This is a genomic window from Gemmatimonadaceae bacterium (genome assembly GCA_035633115.1).
Taxonomy (GTDB): domain Bacteria; phylum Gemmatimonadota; class Gemmatimonadetes; order Gemmatimonadales; family Gemmatimonadaceae; genus UBA4720.
In genome coordinates, this window is record DASQFN010000045.1 from 143,466 (window position 1) to 161,129 (window position 17,664).

Genomic DNA, 17,664 nt, shown 5'->3' on the forward strand with positions numbered 1-17,664 from the left:
ACAAGGCCGCATCAATTTGATCCGACCCTGCGCCTAAATACCTTTCCCGGATGATCCGACGATCAAAGTCGATAGTGCTCGCCGCGTGCGCCGTCTCCCCGCTGATTTTCGCTGCCGCTGCCGCAAACGCGCAAGCGTGGAACGACGCCCGCACGCTCGCGCTCGTCGAGCAGGCAACGCAACGGCGGGCGCGCCAGATCGCGGACACCGCTCTCGCGAGCTATCGCGCGTCTGCGCACGGCTATCTGACGTTTCTGGCGCAGCTCGGAGAGGGATTCACCGAGCCGCCAAAGATCGTAAAAGCCGATGAGCTCGCGCTGGAAGTGTATTGGCAGGCGCCCAACCTCAGCAAGCAGTGGATAGTCGGGCGACGGGACACGCTGCTTCTTCCCACCGATATCAGCTATCACCGCGATCACCTCGGCATAGTGCAGAACAATTTCCCGAGCATCATCCGGCTCGGCGACGGCGACGAGGTGCGCGACGTTCCGCATCCGCTCTCGGCGGCTGGACTCACGGAGTACGATTTCGCCGTCCGCGACTCGCTTCGGATTCAACTCGGACCGCGCGCACTCGACGTGTACGAGGTTCGTGTGCGGCCGAAGAACGAGGGCGCGCCTCGGGCCGTCGGCGCTGTCTATATCGACAGGGAAAGCGGAGAAGTGGTGCGGATGGCGTTGAGCTTCACGCGCTCCGCACTGATCGACAAGGATCTCGAGGACGTGAGCGTAGTCCTCGAGAACGGACTGATCGACGGATTCTGGCTCCCGCGCCGGCAGGAGATCGAGATCCGGCGCACCGGCACATGGCTGGAGTATCCCGCCCGTGGAATAATCCGCGGACGCTGGGAGATCTGCTGTTACCAGGTGAACGTCCCATTGCCGCAGGGACTTTTCGCCGGCCCGGAGATTCAGCTGGCACCGAGAGGACGAGCTCAGCAGACTCCATTCATCGGACAGATTCTGGATTCGCTCCCGCCAGACGTTCGTGCGGTGACCGACGCCGACGTCGCAAAGGTGCAGGAGGAGGCGCGCGCGCTGGTTCGCGCCCAGGCGCTCGCTCGAAGCCGCACTCTCTCGCTGTCGGCGAGAAACGCATCCGACATTCTGCGGGTGAATCGCGTTGAAGGTCTCGCCATCGGAACCGGTCTGACGCGGCGCCTTGGGTCGGGATTCTTGGTGACCGGACGCGCCCGTTACGGGCTCGACGACCGAGTGCTCAAAGGCCTTGGAGAAATCGGATTCCGCCGGGCGAGCGGAGCCGGCGCGAGCATCTCAGCGTATCGCGAGTACCGCGACGCCAGCGATCAAATGGAGACGTCGCTCGTGAAGAACAGCATTGCCGCGCAGGAGTTCGGCAGTGATTACACCGATCCCTTCGGAGTGCGTGGTTTTGCGCTGCAGGTGCAAACCGGAGCGATCAATGGTTGGAGCATGACTTTGAGAGGCGCCGTTGAGCGCACTGCGCCGCTCTCGGTTCACGCGAAACCGGCTTCCGGCCGCTACGAGCCGACTATTCTTGCGTGGGACCTGCGCGAGCGGCGGCTCGGCCTCGGCTTCCAGCGTCCCACCTGGCTGACGATAGGAGGAATCGAAGCGCATCTTGGGTTGAAGGCCGACGCGATTGGCTACAGAGCAGCTGATTCCGCCGACTATCGCAACATGTTTCGCGTTTCCGCGCGAGCAAACCTTGAGCGCCCTTTCGGAAGTAATCGCTTCCTCGCCCATTCAATGATTGCCGCTGCTTTCGGCAATGACGCGCTTCCGCCGCAGCACCTTGTCTTTCTCGGCGGGCCGACCACGGGCCCCGGCTATGATTTTCACCAGTTTGTCGGAAGGCGCGGAGCGTCGCAGCGTGTCGAGATTCGATTCCCTGCGCCGTTTCCATCCTTCAAGCTCGGGCGCTACGGCCGCACTCCGGCAAGCATCACACTCGCGCCGTTTTTGAGCACTATCTGGATTGACGGTCGCGCCTCTGTGCGCGAGGCGCCTGCGCTCTCGGTTGTCGATCCTAATCCAGCGAACCCTCCGATCGCACTGCCGTCGCTGCGGAACGGCTGGTTTCCTTCAATTGGAATCGGCGCGCTCACGGTGTTCGATGTTCTGCGATTCGACGTCGCACGCGGGCTTCGTGACGGGCGATGGACTTTCTCCATCGACGCTGGACGGGAGTTCTGGAGCATCCTCTAAGACCCGATACCCGTTACCCGTACGCGTTGGCCGATGCCCGTTAGCGGATACCCATTTGACGTTGTCTGCTGTCCGCTGCCCGCGTTCAGTCAGATAGCGGAAAACGGAAACGGGGCTCTGGCAACGCGGGGCAGTCAACGGGCGACGGCTAACGGGCGACGGCTAACGGGTGACGGCTAACGGGTGACAGCCAACAGGTACGGGCAACGGGCAACGGAGAAAAAACAGTCTCTGCAGAAGAGTGGTGACAGTCGCGAGGTAGTGGTGTCCTGAAATCACGCGACTGGCGCAGGATTGTTCGAATGAGCCCGCCAATTGAACATGACGGCAACCGCTAGTCTCCCGCGCGACGTTTGGCTTCTCCCGATCCTGCAGGAGTTTCTTGCCGCGGATGCTCTCGCTGCAATCGAGGGCGCGGTAACCGACAGCTGCTGGGAAGCCGCCGTCACAACAGGCGCGATCAGCGACGAGCGCCTGTTGTCGATCGTTTCCAGGCGCACCCGCACTCCAGTCGCGGATGATCTTTTCGCCAATCCCTCCGCGATCGAGATCGTCCCCGAAAGCCTTGCCCGCCGTTACGGGATTCTGCCGCTCGACGCATCCACCTCGCGGCTCGAGATCGCGACTGCCAACCCGTATGACGCCGATTGCGAGCGGACGCTTGGATTCTGGTCCGGGCGCGCCATCGGAATGTCGCTCGCGCCTCCACTCGCAATTGCCGAAGGAATCAATGAAGCGTACTCGAAGTCTCGCCGCCTGCACGGCTGGGCGCTGCCGCGCGAGCCGCAGTCGGCGGACTCCCCGTCCGAGGGCAACGGCGCTACAATCAACACCGAGCGTGTGCAGTCAGCCGAGCCCGTTGTCCGACTTGTTGATCGCATAGTCGCGGGAGGCATCGCCCAGCGGGCGAGCGACATTCATCTGGAGCCGGCGGAGCAGTTGGTCGCGGTACGGTACCGGGTCGATGGATTGCTTCGGGACGTCATGGAGCTTCCGAAATCGGTAGGGCTGCCCCTCGTCTCGCGCGTGAAAATCATGGCACGCATGGACATCGCTGACCGTCTGCGCCCCCAGGGCGGCCACGCCACCGTCACCGTGGACGGGGCGCGCGTCGACCTCCGCGTGTCAACGCTTCCAGCTTCGCACGGCGAGAAGGTCGTAATCAGAATACTCGACACGCGGTCGGCGGTTCGATCGCTCGAAGGCCTGGGACTCGACGAAGTGGACGGCCCCCGAATGCGCCGCCTGCTGGAAGTCCGTGAGGGACTCGTCCTGGTTACCGGGCCAACCGGCTCGGGAAAGACTACGACGCTCTATGCGGCCTTGCTCGAGATTCAGCGGCGGGGCGTCAACGTCATCACCGTTGAAGATCCTGTGGAGTACCGGATTCCCGGCATCGTGCAGGTTCAGATAAACGAGAAGGCGGGTCTCACGTTCGCTTCCGCTCTTCGCTCGATACTGAGACAGGACCCGGATGTCGTTCTCATCGGTGAGATTCGCGACCGGGAGACTGCTGCCATAGCAATCCAGGCCGCGCTCACCGGTCACCTCGTCTTCGCGACGCTACACACGAACGACGCGTGCAGCTCCATCACACGTCTCACTGATCTCGGAGTAGAAAGCGCCAAGCTGGCCGGCGCGCTCAGGGGCATTGTTGCACAGCGGCTCATCCGTCGGCTTTGCAGCGATTGCAGGGTGGTCGCGAATGCCGGCGCACCACCCCGCCTGCGTGCTTCAGTCCCCGCCCATTCCATGGTCTACGTGCCGGTGGGATGTGCCAGGTGCTCGCTGTCCGGGTACCACGGACGGCTCGCAGTGACCGAGATCGTTATCGCGGACACTGAGCTGGAGCGCGCAATCGCCCAGAACGCATCACTCGAGACACTCATCGCGGCGTGCCGACGCGAAGGTTCGCGGTCGTTATGGGATTGCGGAGTGACTCGGCTCCTGGCTGGTGAAACCAGCGGCGATGAGCTGACCCGGGTGCTCGAGCAGGAGATCGTGCCGCAGGCCCCAGCCGAGTCGAACGGAACCGACATGTGGGCGCTCTTCGACACTCCCGGGGCCGGGATGTCGCTGTATGATTCAGCCCATGATTACCCACCACTCGCTGGACGAACCGATTCAGTGACCGCAGTCATGCCTGGTGTGGTGGACATCTACGTCATTCGTCCCCTGGCAGAGGGGTGGCGGGTGCTCGCGGTGCAGCGAGCGCCGGACACACGGTGTCCGGGTGCGTGGGAGACGGTGCACGGGCGCATCGAAGGCGACGAGCGTCCCGAAGCTGCCGCGAGGCGCGAAGTGAAAGAGGAAACGGGCCTGGAAGTCGAGCGCCTGTACAACGTTACCGTGCAACCTTTCTACCTTCACACGCTGCAGACCATTCAGCTTGCCGTCGTGTTTGCTGCCTTTGTCGCTGAGCCGGGTGAAGTAATGCTGGGCGCCGAGCACCAGAAGCATGAGTGGCTCTCATTCGAGGACGCACAGTCACGCTTCATCTGGCCCCGTGAGCGGCAGGCGCTCGGCGACGTGAGGCAGCTGCTTGGCGGTGGGGATGCAGGGCCGGTTGAAGACGTGCTGCGGGTGTATTGATCAGTCCATCTGGAGCCGGTAGCCGCTCTTTCTGACGGTCAGGATGTGAGGGGGCTTTAGCTCGATCGACGCTCTCTGATCGAAGTCAGCTTCGTCGCACTCTCGGGCGCGTTTGGCTTGACGCGCACGCTCTTCGCCGGAATGCCGACGTACACGTGGTAGGGCCTGACGTCCTTCGTTGCCACCGCCACGGCACCGACCATCGCTTCCTCTCCTACGTGAACTCCCGCAAGCACGGTCGCGTGATAAGTGACGCGTACGCCGTCGTCGAGGCGCGTGACCGCGTCCGTCACGTCCTTCTGGTCGACGATGCTGTGCGTATGACTGTAGATGTTGGCGTAATCGCTCACCGAGACGCGATTCCCCATCACGATCCCGCCCCGGTCGTCGAGCAGCACGTGACGGTGAATCACCACGTTGTCGCCCACCTCCATATTGTATCCAAATGAGAACTCCACGTGCTGGAACGCCTTGAAGTTCTCTCCGCAGCGCTTGAAGATGTGCTGCGCCAGCACGCGCCTGAGGTCCACTCCCAGCTGGATGTTCTGTCCCCCGAGGATCGTGCGATCGAATGAGTACCAGAGCCACAGGAGCGGCTTTACCCGCTGGAACTTCTCGTCGTCGCATTCGGCGTAGTACTCGGGCTCGAGCGTCACGTTGCGCGGATCGAGCCCGGTGAGCGCGAGTCGCGTGGGCAGTGGGAGCTTTGGATCCTCGATCGCAGTCTCCCAGTTAGCGGCGAATGCGGGGTAGGCGATCTCGCACAACGTCCGCCGGCAGAGAAGGGCGCGATCGGCCGCAGGATCGGCGAAGCGCTCGCTCAGCTGCTCGATCCACTCCCGCTCGAGAGAACTGCCGGGGCGCTCACCAAGTTTTCGAAGAGGAAGAATTGCCATGAAAGAGATAGGTGTGATTGCCCCAAAGTTATCACGACAGGGAGCAGGGAGCAGGGAGCAGGGAGCGGGCAACGGCCGGCGGGTGACGGCCAACAGGTACGGGTACGGGTAGCGGCTAACGGGGTATTTCGTCTAGCGTCCAACACTCCCGGACGCCCGCGCCCGGACAAGTGCCCGCTCCCGCTCGATCCTCTGGAGTATCTGCTCCCACGTAGCATCACGCTCACCCTGGAAAGTCACCACGAGTGGGTGATCGACATCGACTTCGCCGGGATAGAGATACACTGCACTCTGCGTCTCACGCTGCCGGAGCCGCTGCTCGCCGAAGCCGGTGCTCAGCGGGATCACGTCCAGCGGGCGGAAATCCTGTCCCGCGCTCATGATCACGAGGTCCATCGGACTGAACCGTGCGTCCGGCTGCAGCCCGTAGAACGACACGTACCACGCGGCTGGGCGCGTTCCGCCCGACCGCCGAGTGACCCGCTCGATTGCCGCCCGGTTGCTCTCCTCGAGATCGTGCAGCGCACGATAGGAATCCGGGGTGAGCAGCCGTATCACGTTCTCATCGAGGGGGATTGCGCGAACGATCAGCCCCGCTGGCTGGAGCCTGATTGCAATGTCGTCCTGACGAAGAGACCCGAAACCGACTGGGACGTTGACGTTCCCGGTGGTGTCGCCCGCGGGCGACAATGTCGGCGGCTTTTCCCCTTCCGGTGTGGGTGGCGCACACGCCTGCACCAGAACCCAGCCGATACAGGCAAGCGCAACGAAGCGAGCAGTCACGTGGCAACGCCTGTGACTGCCGACACTATCGCCGCGGCGAGGTCATCCCGCCCCTCGCCGGTGACGGAGCTGAACGGAATGGTCTGCGCCGGGTCGAGCAAAAGCGACCGCGCGATCGAGTCCGCGCGTTCGGCGGCGGCCTTGCGGGAGAGCTTGTCAGCTTTGGTCAGGACCACAATCGTCGGCATTCCCTGCTCCGCGAGAAGGTCGAGCAGCGCGGCGTCATCTTCGCTCGGCTCACGCCGCATGTCCAGAAGCTGTACTACACCGGCGAGCTGCGGAGTCCTCGCGATGTAGCCCTCGAGGAGGGGTCGCCACTCCGCCTGCTGCGTCTTCGACACGCGCGCATAGCCGTAACCGGGAAGGTCCGCGAGTACAAACTGATCGTTAACGCGAAAGAAGTTGATCTCGCGCGTCCGTCCGGGAGTCTTGCTGACGCGCGCGAGCTTCTTCCGTCCGACGAGCCGATTCAGCAGCGATGACTTCCCGACGTTGGACCGCCCGGCAAAAGCAATCTCCGGGAGCGTACTTTCAGGCCGCCATCCCCCCGCCGCGGCCATCCCCCCGATAAACTCGAGCTTCCGGATGACGAGTGGATTGTCTCCGGAGCGCTCGGTCATCAGTGTGCCGTGAGTCCGGGCCGCAGAGAGTCCGGCGCTCCCTTCTCGTGATGGGCAGCCGCGCGCCGGGCGGCCCGCCCCGCACCGATCTTGAGCACGTCATCGCGCAAAGCGATCGTCAGCACCTCGTCCATCGTCTTCACCGGGTGAAAGCGCACAGATGCGCGCACCTCTTCCGGGAGATCGTCTACATCCCGAGCATTGCCGTGAGGTATGATGACGTCGCTGATCTTGTTCCGGTGGGCCGCGACCGATTTTTCCTTGAGCCCACCGATCGGGAGCACGCGACCTCGCAGCGTGATCTCGCCGGTCATCGCAACGTCTCCGCGAACGGGAACGCCCGTGAGAGCACTTATCACTCCAGTGGCAATGGCGATTCCCGCCGACGGTCCGTCTTTCGGCGTCGCGCCGGCCGGCATGTGGATGTGGATGTCCCGGTTGCGATAGAAATCCCCGTCCAATCCCAACGCGTGTGCGCGCGTTCGCGCATAGCTCAACGCCGCACTCGCCGATTCCTTCATCACGTCGCCCAGTGTTCCCGTGAGCTGAACCTTTCCCCGACCCTTGACGACGCTCACCTCCACTTCGAGCACCTCGCCACCCGCACTCGTGTAGGCCAGTCCCGAAGCTACGCCGACCTTGTCCTCCAGCGATGCGTCGTCGGGATCGTAGGGAGGGGAACCGAGCAGCTCGCGCAGATCTGCGACCGTGACCAGCTGTTTGACCTCACCGGGCGCGCGCTCTGCCTGACGGCGCGCAAGCTTGCGGGCCACTCGGGCAATGCGACGCTCGAGCTCGCGCACGCCAGCCTCACGCGTGTAGCCGCGCATGATCCCGGGCAGCACTTCCGGATCCCACGTTATGTCGTCGGCGTTGAGTCCGTTCGCCTTGATCTGTCGCGGAATCAGGAACTGCCGCGCGATCGCCATCTTCTCGTGGTCCAGATAGCCAGGCAGGCGGATAATCTCCATTCTGTCTCGAAGCGGCTCGGGAATTCCGGCAAGCGTATTTGCCGTCGTGATGAACAGTACCTGCGACAGGTCGTAATCGACCTCCAGATAATTATCGTTGAACGTGGTGTTCTGCTCGGGATCGAGCACCTCCAGCAGTGCCGCCGCGGGATCGCCGCGATAGTCCTGCCCGAGCTTGTCCACCTCATCGAGCAGAATCACCGGATTCACGACCTCAGCGCGACGCATTGCCTGGATGATCCGGCCCGGCATCGACCCGATGTACGTACGCCGGTGACCTCTGATCTCCGCCTCGTCACGGACGCCGCCGAGCGCCATGCGAATGAACCGCCGGCCGAGTGCGCGCGCGATAGAGCGTCCGAGTGATGTCTTGCCGACACCAGGCGGGCCGACGAAACACAGTATCTGCCCTTCGATATGGCCAACCAGCGAAAGCACCGCTATGAAGTCCAGAATGCGCTCCTTGACTTCTTCGAGACCGTAATGATCCTCGTCGAGGATGCGGCGCGCATGTGCAACGTCGAGCACGTCGTCGCTTCGCTCCACCCACGGAATCCCGATGATCCAGTCAATGAAGTTCCGCGAAACCGTAAACTCGGGAGACATCGGGGACATCCGCCGGAGCTTTCTCAGCTCGCGGAGAGCGCGCGTCTTTACGAGCTCCGGCAGCGACTTCTTGTTTACCTGCGCCTCGAGATCCGTGTAGTCGTCGCCGTCCTCCTCGCCGAGCTCCTTGTGAATCGCGCGCAGCTGCTCCTGTAGATAGAACTCGCGCTGATTCTGAAAGAGTGCGCCGCGAACATCGTCGTCGATCTTGCGCTCGAGCTTGAGCAGCTCGCCTTCGCTGGTGAGCGTGTCGGCGAGCGACTCGAGCAGATCCTTGAGGGTGCGAGACTCCAGCAGCCGCTGCCGGAGATCGAATTTGACAGCGATGTGAGCGGCCACTCCCCACGCCTGCCGTTCCTCCGACTCCGTGCTCTGAATGAGTCCCACGACTTCCGGCGGGATCCGGCGATGCAGAGCGACGTACTCCTCGAATCGTGAAAGCACACGATTCGCCAGCGCCCGAGTCTCCGAGGCCCCGGCGCCCTCGGCCCACACTATTGGCGCCACGTTGGCGCGAATGTATGGCCCGGTTGCCGTGTAGCGCGTGACCTTCGCGCGGGCAAACCCCTCGACGAGCACGCGCGTGCTGCCGTTCGGAAGTCGCACAACCTGGAGAACGCGACCAATGACGCCGGCGCGGTGAAGATCCGCCGCGCCTGGCTCCTGAGTCTCACCCTCCTTCTGTGCGACGAGAAGAATCAGCTTGTCGGCCTCGACCGCCGCGTCGATTGCAGCCAGGGACGCCGGCCGACCAACGAGCAGGGGAATTACGACGTAGGGGAAGACGACCACGTCGCGAAGCGGCAGGACCGGAATGCGATCGGCCGCCTGCACCGCCTCGCCCTCGCGCAGGTATTCTTGTGTCACGATGATCTGATGTCTGTTAAGGGCCCGGGCGCTCTTGTGCTACGGGCCGTTGGAGCGGTCAGCGACTTACGCTTCCTTCTTGCGTCTGACCGGCGAGATCTCGAGCAGCGGCTGCGTGCCGTTGGTGATGCACGACTCGGTCACCTTGACCTCGACCACGTCCTCTCTGCTCGGCAGGTCGAACATCACGTCCATCAGGACTTCCTCGAGGATCGCTCTCAGACCGCGCGCGCCAGTCCCCCGCTTCAGCGCTTTTGTCGCGATCGCGGTGAGTGCGCCTTCGTCGAAAGTGATCTTCACTTCCTCGAGGCCGAACAGCTTCGCGTACTGTTTCGTCAGAGCGTTCTTCGGCTCCTTCAGGATTCGCACCAGCGACTTCTCATCGAGCGCATCGAGCGCTACGGTGACAGGCAGGCGACCGACGAGCTCCGGAATCATCCCGTAGCGCAGCAGATCGTCAGGCTCGACCTCGCCGAACGGGTTCGTCTTGTCGTGCGCCTTGAGTCCCGCCTGATTGTTGAACCCTATCTGCCTTCGTCCCGTACGCGCTTCAATAATCTTCTCGAGACCGTCGAATGCACCGCCGCAGATGAAGAGAATGTCCTTGGTGTTGAGCTGGATGTACTCCTGCTGCGGATGCTTGCGACCGCCCTGCGGCGGAACCGAAGCGACCGTTCCCTCGATGATCTTCAGCAGCGCCTGCTGTACGCCCTCGCCCGAGACGTCGCGCGTAATGCTTGGATTCTCCGACTTGCGGGCGATCTTGTCGATCTCGTCGATGTAGACTATCCCGCGCTCGCATTCGGCGATGTTGAAATCGCCCGCCTGAAGGAGCCGGACGAGAATGTTCTCGACATCTTCACCGACGTAACCCGCCTCTGTGAGAGTCGTGGCATCGGCGATGGTAAACGGGACATCCAGAATGCGCGCCAGCGTCCGGGCCAGCAAAGTCTTGCCGACACCAGTCGGGCCGATCAGCAGAATATTGGACTTGTCGAGCTCGACATCGTCGTCCTTGAGTGAGCTCGAGTTGATTCGCTTGTAGTGGTTGTAGACCGAAACCGAGAGTGCCTTCTTCGCCTGCTCCTGTCCGATCACGTACTGATCGAGAACGTCCTTTATCTCCTGCGGAGACGGGACCTGTGTTATCGCCTCCGATACCTCGCGCTCCTCGTCCTCGGCGAGGATCTCGTTGCACAGCGCAATGCACTCATTGCAGATGTACACCGATGGTCCGGAAATGAACTTGCGGACCGAATCCTTCGATTTACCGCAGAAGGAACAACGGAGATGCTTGTCTTGGGACATTGACAGGAGGCAACGCCCGGATCACCCGCCGCTCCGCTCCGGCGGTCTGCCGGTAAGGCGCTTCGAAGGATTCAGGCTGATTTACAGGCCGCCCAGCGGGCGGCCGACAAAACACCGGCTAATGAACAACTAACAGCGGTTCTGTATATGGTCAAGCACAATCCGAAGCGCTACCGCTTAAGCGCCTCCTCCATCGTTCCACGATAGTTCAAGACGTTGTCAATAAGCCCATAGTCACGGGCCTCCTCGGCCGACATGAACCGGTCCCGATCCATGTCCCGCTCGATCTGCTCGATCGGTCTACCCGTATGTTTAGAGAACAGCTCGTTCATCTTAGATCTAAGGTAAAGGATCTCCCTCGCCTGGATCTCGATGTCCGATGCCGAGCCTTGCGTGCCGCCGCTGGGCTGGTGGATCATGATCCGGGAGTGGGGGAGCGCCGACCGCTTTCCGGGCCTCCCGGCGGCCAGAAGGAACGATCCCATGCTCGCTGCCAGGCCCATGCAGTTGGTGTTTACAGGCGACTTCAGGAACTGCATCGTGTCGTAAATCGCCATCCCGGCGGAAACGCTCCCGCCCGGAGAGTTGATGTAGATATGGATGTCGCGCTCGGGATTATCCGCTTCCAGGAACAGGAGCTGCGCAATCACGACATTCGCCACATCATCATTTATCGGCGTGCCGAGGAAGATGATGCGGTCCATGAGGAGGCGGGAAAAGACGTCGTAGGTCCGCTCCCCGCGGCTCGACCGCTCGATTACGTAAGGCGTGTACAGTGTCGGCATGGCTGACTGCTCCTCAGCTTTCAGTTTGGATTTCGTTTCGTTCCGTGAGCCACTTGAAGACCTTGTCCTCTGTCAGGCTGCGCTCGATGTCCTTGAGGCGGCCGCTCTTTTCCATCTGGGCGTAAAGCTGTCCGGGATTTACCCCGCGCTTCTCCGCCTGTTCGGCTAGCCTGTCATCGATATCCTTTTCGGTCGCGGCCAGCTGCTCACGCTCGGCGATCGTCTCGATGACAAGATCGCGCCTGATCTGGCGCTCTGCCATGTTCCGAAACTCGGTCGCGAAGCGGTCCCGCTCTTCCTCGGGTACCTGATAAGCTTCCGCATAATTCTGGACCATCTTTTGGATCCAGCTTTTCGGGATCTCGAACGGATTGGCGCCGATGATCTCGTCGACGAGCTTCTGCCTGACGTCTGCGTCGGCTTCACGAGTCGCGTGCTCCGTGAGATCGGTGCGGATTGCAGTGCGGAGGGCATCGAGTGACTCGAAGTCGCCAACTTCCCGCGCGAAAGCATCGTCGAGCGGAGGCGGCTCCTTTCGTTTTACGTCGTTGAGAGTGATGCGCACCGTCTTGGTCTGTCCGCGCTGGGCTTCATCCGGAAAATCGTCCGGCCAGCGGACCGGGCGCTGGACGGTTTGTCCGGGCGCCGCCTCCATGATCAGCTCCTCGATGCCCGGAATCGCCTGTCCGGCGCCGAGGACCAGTGGATACGCCTTTTCTTCTCCGGGTGCGTCGGGCTTGTCACTCGTCGAGAGCTGGACGTTCACCATGTCGCCCGGCATCGGCTTGTCTTCAACGGGAGTCCACGCCGCCCGCTGGTCGCGGATGTGCTCGAGCTGCTCGGCGACCGAGTCCTCGGTGATGGAGACTTTTTTCCGTGTTACGCGAAAGCCCGACGTTCGCGCGAGCTCGATGGTCGGGCGGAGCTCGAAGTGAAGCTCGAAGGTGAGCGGCTTGCCTTCCTCGAAGGTGAGGTCGTGAACGTGGGGCTGCGATGCCACTTTGAGATCCTGTTTCTCGATGATCTCCTTGTAGGCGTCGCGAACCAGCGATTCGACGGCTTCCTGGCGAATCGCGTCGGCGAATTTCTTCCTGACCATCGCCGCCGGTGCTTTTCCGGGGCGGAAGCCGGGAAGGCGCACCGACGATGCGTAACGCCGTGCGGCCTTGTCTTCCGCGTCACGCACCGTCTCGACCGGGACGGAAACCTGCACGTGGCGGTCGACTCCGCTTGTTTCTTTCGGCGTGATCTCGATGTTCATTCGCGCAATATAACAGGAAGTGCAAATGCTCAGACTCGATCGTCGAGTCCTTTCACTCCTTCCATGTTGGCGCAATTCGCACAGCAGTAGAAAGTGCCGTTTGCCTCCATGCCGTGGCCGATTATCCGGCAGTCGCAGTGGGCGCAATGCGGCGCCATCGCATGAATGGCGCACTCGAACGAGTCGAACGTGTGCGATTCGCCGCCACGAGTAACGGAAAACGACTTGTCGTAGTCGTTCCCGCAGACTTCACACTTAGCCATCACGTGCCTCGCGAGGAGATTGGTATGGCCATGTGATGCGCGTTCCGGGCCATCGCTTCCGGCGGGGGCGGCTGACACGAATTATCTTGAAGCCGATGTGCGGACGATCGACTCTTCACGACGCCCCGACGAACGTTCTCGAGCGGTTCAGCCTTCCCCCTGTGCTGCCCGGCTTCGAGGCGCACTACAACATCGCGCCCACGCAGCAGCAGTGGACGATTCTCCGGGAGAAGGACGGTTCTCCGGCCGCTCGTCAGATGCGATGGGGGCTGATCCCTTCGTGGGCATCCGATCCGTCGATTGGTCACCGAATGATCAATGCGCGGGCCGAGTCTCTCACCGAGAAAGCAGCATTCAGCGCGCCGCTCGAGAGTCAGCGCTGTCTCATTCTCGCCGATGGGTATTACGAGTGGCGCACAGAAGGGAAATCGAAGATCCCGATGTATTTTCGGCTTGCCGACGGCAGAGCATTCGGCCTTGCGGGTTTGTGGGACCGATGGGAGAAGGGTGATGCTCCGCTCGAGACGTGCACCGTAATTACTACGTCAGCCGGCCCGCGCACGCGGCCCTTTCATCACCGCATGCCTGTTCTGCTCGTGGATGATGCTCAGACGGCGTGGCTCGACGGCACCGCCACACCGCGCGAGCTGTTACGAATGCTCAGATCCTACGATGCAGCTGATCTCGAGATGTACGATGTGAGCCGGCAGGTGAACAACACCGCGAACGATTCCCCCGACTGCATCTCGCCTGTGGAAGCGACCCCGGAAGGTGCGACTGAAAAGGAAGCGATCACGAAGCACACGAAGCACACGAAGAACAGCAGGAACACTGACGATACGGAGCAGTTTCTTTTGGGGGAACTGCTCGCGCCAGTACGGCCCCGATCGCCAGGCTGACTTAAACCCTCAAGAAACAAGTGCGCCAAAAGAAGTGAGGGCGCCTCGCGGCGCCCTCCGTGATCTTCGTGTGCTTCGTGGTCGCTTCCTCTTCAGTGAAGATCCGCCCGGGTTCAGACCTCTGCCTCGATGTTGACCGAGGTCTCCGCGATCTGCGTCAGAAGCTTGTCCGTATTCCCTTCTTCGTCGAGTGTCGCCTGCAGAAGGTCGGCCTGAGCTTCGTATCCGAGCTGCCTGGCGTACGTCCTCACGCATCCGTAACCCGCCATCTCGTAATGCTCCACGTGCTGAGCCGCGGCGATGAGGCCAGCGTCGAGCACGTCGGGCTCCGGTTTTTCCTTGATGAGCTCCTGACTTTCTTTGATCAGCCCTTCCATGCCAACGCACTTCTTTCCTTTCGGGCTGACACCCAGGTCATCACACACCTGCTCGACGCGGTGAAGGTGCACCTCGGTCTCCTTCAGGTGCCGGCTGAACGCCTGCCTCAGCTCATCATTCGATGATGCCTTGATCATCTTCGGAAGCGCCTTGATGATCTGATTCTCGGCGCTGTAGAGGTCCTTGAGCTGCTCTACATAAAGGTCTTTCAGGGTTTCCATTTCCATAGTGCTCTCCCGGATTTGCGGCGGTTGCCTCGTGAATCGTGTAGACAGCAAAGGCAATTGGAGTGCCATCAGCGATTGGACCGTGGGAACGCACGAACGATAGAAATGTGACCCCAGTGCTGCGCGAAAAATGTATGATTCGTACGGAACTGAGGACCAACTGAGGAGACGATTTGGAAAGCACCGGGTTGACAGGGCCGGATCTCGGCAACGGAATACCCGAAGCGGATCTCGCTCCGGGTTCGATTATCCTGGGCCACGCAGCCGGAGAGGCCGTGCTCGTCGCGCGGCAGGGTGACGAGATATTTGCCGTCGCTGCCGGATGTACTCATTACGGCGGGCCGCTCGCCGAAGGCCTTCTCGTGGGCACTACTGTGCGCTGCCCGTGGCACCATGCGTGCTTCGACCTGCGGACCGGCGCCGCCGTTCGCGCTCCGGCGCTCAACGATCTCGCCTGCTGGACGGTTGCGCGACGAGACGGAAAGATCGTGGTCGGCGAGAAGCGTGAGTCCTCACGGCCGGCGCCTGTGTCGGGACAGGGAGTTCGATCGCGTCCTGCCTCGGTTGCAATAGTCGGCGCAGGCTCCGCCGGAAACGCCGCGGCGGAGATGCTGCGTCGCGAGCGCTACGACGGGCCGGTAACGGTCTTCGATTCCGATCCGCTGGCGCCGTACGACAGGCCAAATCTTTCGAAGGACTACCTCGCGGGAAACGCACTGGAAGAGTGGATTCCCCTGCACCCGGCGTCGTTCTACGAGGAGCTCCAGATCGAGCTCGTGCTCGACAAGCCGGTGCATGCGCTCGATGCGGCCGCGCGCCGGCTCACGTTCGCTGACGGCAGCACCCGGGAATTCGGGTCGGTGCTGCTTGCGACAGGTGCATCGCCTATCCGTCTCGACATCCCGGTTGCCGGCGGTCCCGAGATCCGATATCTGCGCACTCTCGAGGATAGCCGCTCGATTATCGCCGCAGCGGGTCAGTCGAAACGCGCTGTAGTGCTGGGTGCGAGCTTCATCGGCCTCGAGGTTGCCGCGTCGCTCCGCACGCGGGGCCTGGACGTTCACGTAGTCGCGCCCGAGAATCGGCCGCTCGAGAAGGTACTTGGCCCCGAGCTGGGCGATTTCATCCGGAGCGTGCACGAGCAGCACGGGGTGAAATTCCATCTTGGACAGACGGCGACCTCGATCGAGCGCGGGACAATGACGCTCTCGTCGGGCGAAAAGCTGGAGACTGATCTAATTGTCGCGGGGGTCGGCGTCCGACCAAATCTGCACCTCGCTGAACAGGCGGGGCTCGACGTGGATCGAGGTGTGCTTGTGAACGAGTATCTCCAGACGAGCGCCGAAGGTGTATTCGCGGCGGGAGACATAGTGCGGTGGCGGGACCCGCACTCGGGGCAACGCATTCGTGTCGAGCATTGGGTTGTTGCCGAGCGTCAGGGGCAAAACGCGGCGCGGAACATTCTCGGTCAGAGAGTGCGCTTTGATGACGTTCCATTTTTCTGGAGCAACCACTACGACGTCGCGATAGGCTACACCGGGCACGCCGAAAAGTGGGATGCAATCGAGGTTGAAGGCAGCATCTCCGGTCAGGATTGCGCCGTCAGATTCCGACGCGCCGGAAAGACGATTGCGATCGCAACGATGGGCCGGGACCGTGAGAATCTGGAAGCCGAGCGTGCCATGGAGCTCGCTCTGGCGTGAGGCGGAGGTCAGAGAGGCCTGCACTTCGAGGAATCGACAGCCTCGCTCCACCACGCTCGCAGCTGGTCGGCATCCCCCTGCTCCCAGTTTTCCGGGACAGGAATCAATCTTCGCTTTTCGCCTCGTTCGCTCTCGAAGCACAGCCAGCCGCCTTCATATCCAGGCGCGACAACCGAGCGCGCTCTCTGGGGATGCCTGCGCCGATCGGGGACAGCCCTGCGGTCGCCTCCGGAATAGCTGGCATTCTTCACCTCCCGCCTGGTTTCGTGTCTCCTTTCCGCGGAGCTCGGGCTCACAAACCAGACTCCCATTTCTGACCGCTCTCATCACTGAATTCCCGGTAGCTCATTCTCACGTCCCGATTCGAACGGTTGTTTACACCGATTAAGTTGGCAAGTTGAGAGCCGCGACGGGGCGTTTTTCGGCGGAATTTGCACACCGTTACTGAAGTGCAAAGGGGTCGAATTTCGGCGGATTTTGCACGCCTTTGCCGAAGTGCCAAGGGGTCGATCGCTACCCTGGTTATGCTATGCTTTAACTTCGAAGCAGCAGCTCGGATCTGATCCCGCGACACAGCAGCTTCTCACTCCCATCGCGAGATATTCCGCGAGCAGGCTTTCGAGAATCTTGCATGCGGCTGCATGCTCCGAGGTCAGTGCGGCCAGCGGGCATGCCCTGCTGCGAATCACCATATGCCCGTTCAGGCGCCGAACCTCAGCGAGCCCGCCGAAGCCTCGAAGAAGCTGTGCGGCGGCTTCCACGCGCGCACGTTTTGTTCCGTCAGGATGAGGATAGCGTCGCCCGAGCGTTCTTCCTGTTTCCCGCATCCACGATCCGAGCTGTCGCGCTGAGCACTGTCCTTCGGCAACGCGGAGGAATTGAGAGAGAACCGGCAGGTAGATCGTCGAGAACTGGATCTCACCGTCGAGCGTGATGGAGTACAGTGCGGACGGCTTGCTCGCCGTGGGACGGCTACCCGTGCGAGCCGCGAGCTTCCAATCCTGGAGCTTGCGCAGCTGGTTCCGAATCGCGTTCGGAGTCAATCGAAGCGCCGCGGCAAGCTCTTCCACTGTCTTAGGCCCATCTCTGAGCTGCGCGAGCACCTTGCCGGCGGGGCTGCTGAATCGGACTAGTGTTGCCATTTATCGCTGATTTTGGTGAGCCAGACACTCGTGCTTCAGGGATTGTCCTGTCTAAACGTTCAAGAACCGCACCCTGTTGACGTCGTGCTGCGGGCGCTCGGCAAACATGCGAACGTGCGGCTCGAGATAATGCGAAAGGGGGGACTCGAACCCCCTTTCGCATCGATCTCCTGT

At 61.9% G+C, this 17,664-nt stretch carries 14 protein-coding genes; 4 read left to right on the forward strand and 10 right to left on the reverse strand.

The window, feature by feature from the left end; all coding sequences use genetic code 11:
• Positions 1-50: 50 nt before the first annotated feature.
• Both VES88_04275 and VES88_04280 read left to right on the forward strand, forming a co-directional pair.
• Positions 51-2,189 carry a hypothetical protein gene (locus VES88_04275; protein ID HYN80695.1) on the forward strand — a complete coding sequence of 713 codons (2,139 nt, stop codon included), beginning with the start codon at positions 51-53 and terminating at the stop codon, positions 2,187-2,189.
• Between the two features lie 321 nt (positions 2,190-2,510).
• Positions 2,511-4,781 (forward strand): ATPase, T2SS/T4P/T4SS family, encoded by a 2,271-nt coding sequence (locus tag VES88_04280; protein HYN80696.1) that lies wholly within the window; start codon positions 2,511-2,513, stop codon positions 4,779-4,781.
• A 56-nt stretch (positions 4,782-4,837) separates the two neighbouring features.
• Here the strand turns inward: VES88_04280 and VES88_04285 are convergent, their stop codons facing one another.
• The 8 genes from VES88_04285 to VES88_04320 all read right to left on the reverse strand — a co-directional run bounded on the left by VES88_04285 (position 4,838) and on the right by VES88_04320 (position 13,141).
• The gene (locus VES88_04285; GenBank protein HYN80697.1) at positions 4,838-5,677 is read right to left on the reverse strand and encodes an acyltransferase; all 840 of its coding nucleotides are present in this window, start codon (positions 5,675-5,677) and stop codon (positions 4,838-4,840) included.
• Between the two features lie 132 nt (positions 5,678-5,809).
• A complete protein-coding gene (locus VES88_04290; GenBank protein ID HYN80698.1) occupies positions 5,810-6,460 on the reverse strand; it encodes a hypothetical protein in 651 nt (216 codons plus the stop codon).
• Entirely contained in the window at positions 6,457-7,080 is a 624-nt protein-coding gene (gene yihA / locus VES88_04295; protein HYN80699.1) for a ribosome biogenesis GTP-binding protein YihA/YsxC, read from the reverse strand. Before yihA ends, VES88_04290 begins: the two co-directional genes overlap by 4 nt.
• Complete coding sequence (gene lon / locus VES88_04300; protein HYN80700.1) at positions 7,080-9,524, reverse strand: endopeptidase La; 2,445 nt, start codon at positions 9,522-9,524, stop codon at positions 7,080-7,082. Before lon ends, yihA begins: the two co-directional genes overlap by 1 nt.
• Positions 9,525-9,590: 66 nt before the next feature.
• The gene (gene clpX, locus VES88_04305) at positions 9,591-10,832 is read right to left on the reverse strand and encodes an ATP-dependent Clp protease ATP-binding subunit ClpX (GenBank protein ID HYN80701.1); all 1,242 of its coding nucleotides are present in this window, start codon (positions 10,830-10,832) and stop codon (positions 9,591-9,593) included.
• Between the two features lie 170 nt (positions 10,833-11,002).
• Entirely contained in the window at positions 11,003-11,617 is a 615-nt protein-coding gene (gene clpP, locus VES88_04310; protein ID HYN80702.1) for an ATP-dependent Clp endopeptidase proteolytic subunit ClpP, read from the reverse strand.
• Positions 11,618-11,630: 13 nt separating this feature from the next.
• Complete coding sequence (tig, locus tag VES88_04315) at positions 11,631-12,878, reverse strand: trigger factor (GenBank protein ID HYN80703.1); 1,248 nt, start codon at positions 12,876-12,878, stop codon at positions 11,631-11,633.
• Between the two features lie 29 nt (positions 12,879-12,907).
• Positions 12,908-13,141, reverse strand: coding sequence for a hypothetical protein (locus VES88_04320; protein ID HYN80704.1), 234 nt, complete (start codon positions 13,139-13,141; stop codon positions 12,908-12,910).
• Between the two features lie 95 nt (positions 13,142-13,236).
• On the opposite strand from VES88_04320, the gene VES88_04325 reads away from it, so the two are divergent.
• On the forward strand, positions 13,237-14,040 hold the full coding sequence (locus VES88_04325; GenBank protein ID HYN80705.1) for an SOS response-associated peptidase: 804 nt from the start codon (positions 13,237-13,239) through the stop codon (positions 14,038-14,040).
• 113 nt (positions 14,041-14,153) lie between these two features.
• Here the strand turns inward: VES88_04325 and VES88_04330 are convergent, their stop codons facing one another.
• Positions 14,154-14,645, reverse strand: coding sequence for a ferritin-like domain-containing protein (locus VES88_04330; GenBank protein HYN80706.1), 492 nt, complete (start codon positions 14,643-14,645; stop codon positions 14,154-14,156).
• Between the two features lie 173 nt (positions 14,646-14,818).
• On the opposite strand from VES88_04330, the gene VES88_04335 reads away from it, so the two are divergent.
• A complete protein-coding gene (locus tag VES88_04335; GenBank protein HYN80707.1) occupies positions 14,819-16,348 on the forward strand; it encodes an FAD-dependent oxidoreductase in 1,530 nt (509 codons plus the stop codon).
• A gap of 527 nt (positions 16,349-16,875) precedes the next feature.
• Here the strand turns inward: VES88_04335 and VES88_04340 are convergent.
• Positions 16,876-17,490, reverse strand: coding sequence for an ArsR family transcriptional regulator (locus VES88_04340; GenBank protein HYN80708.1), 615 nt, complete (start codon positions 17,488-17,490; stop codon positions 16,876-16,878).
• Positions 17,491-17,664: the final 174 nt, after the last annotated feature.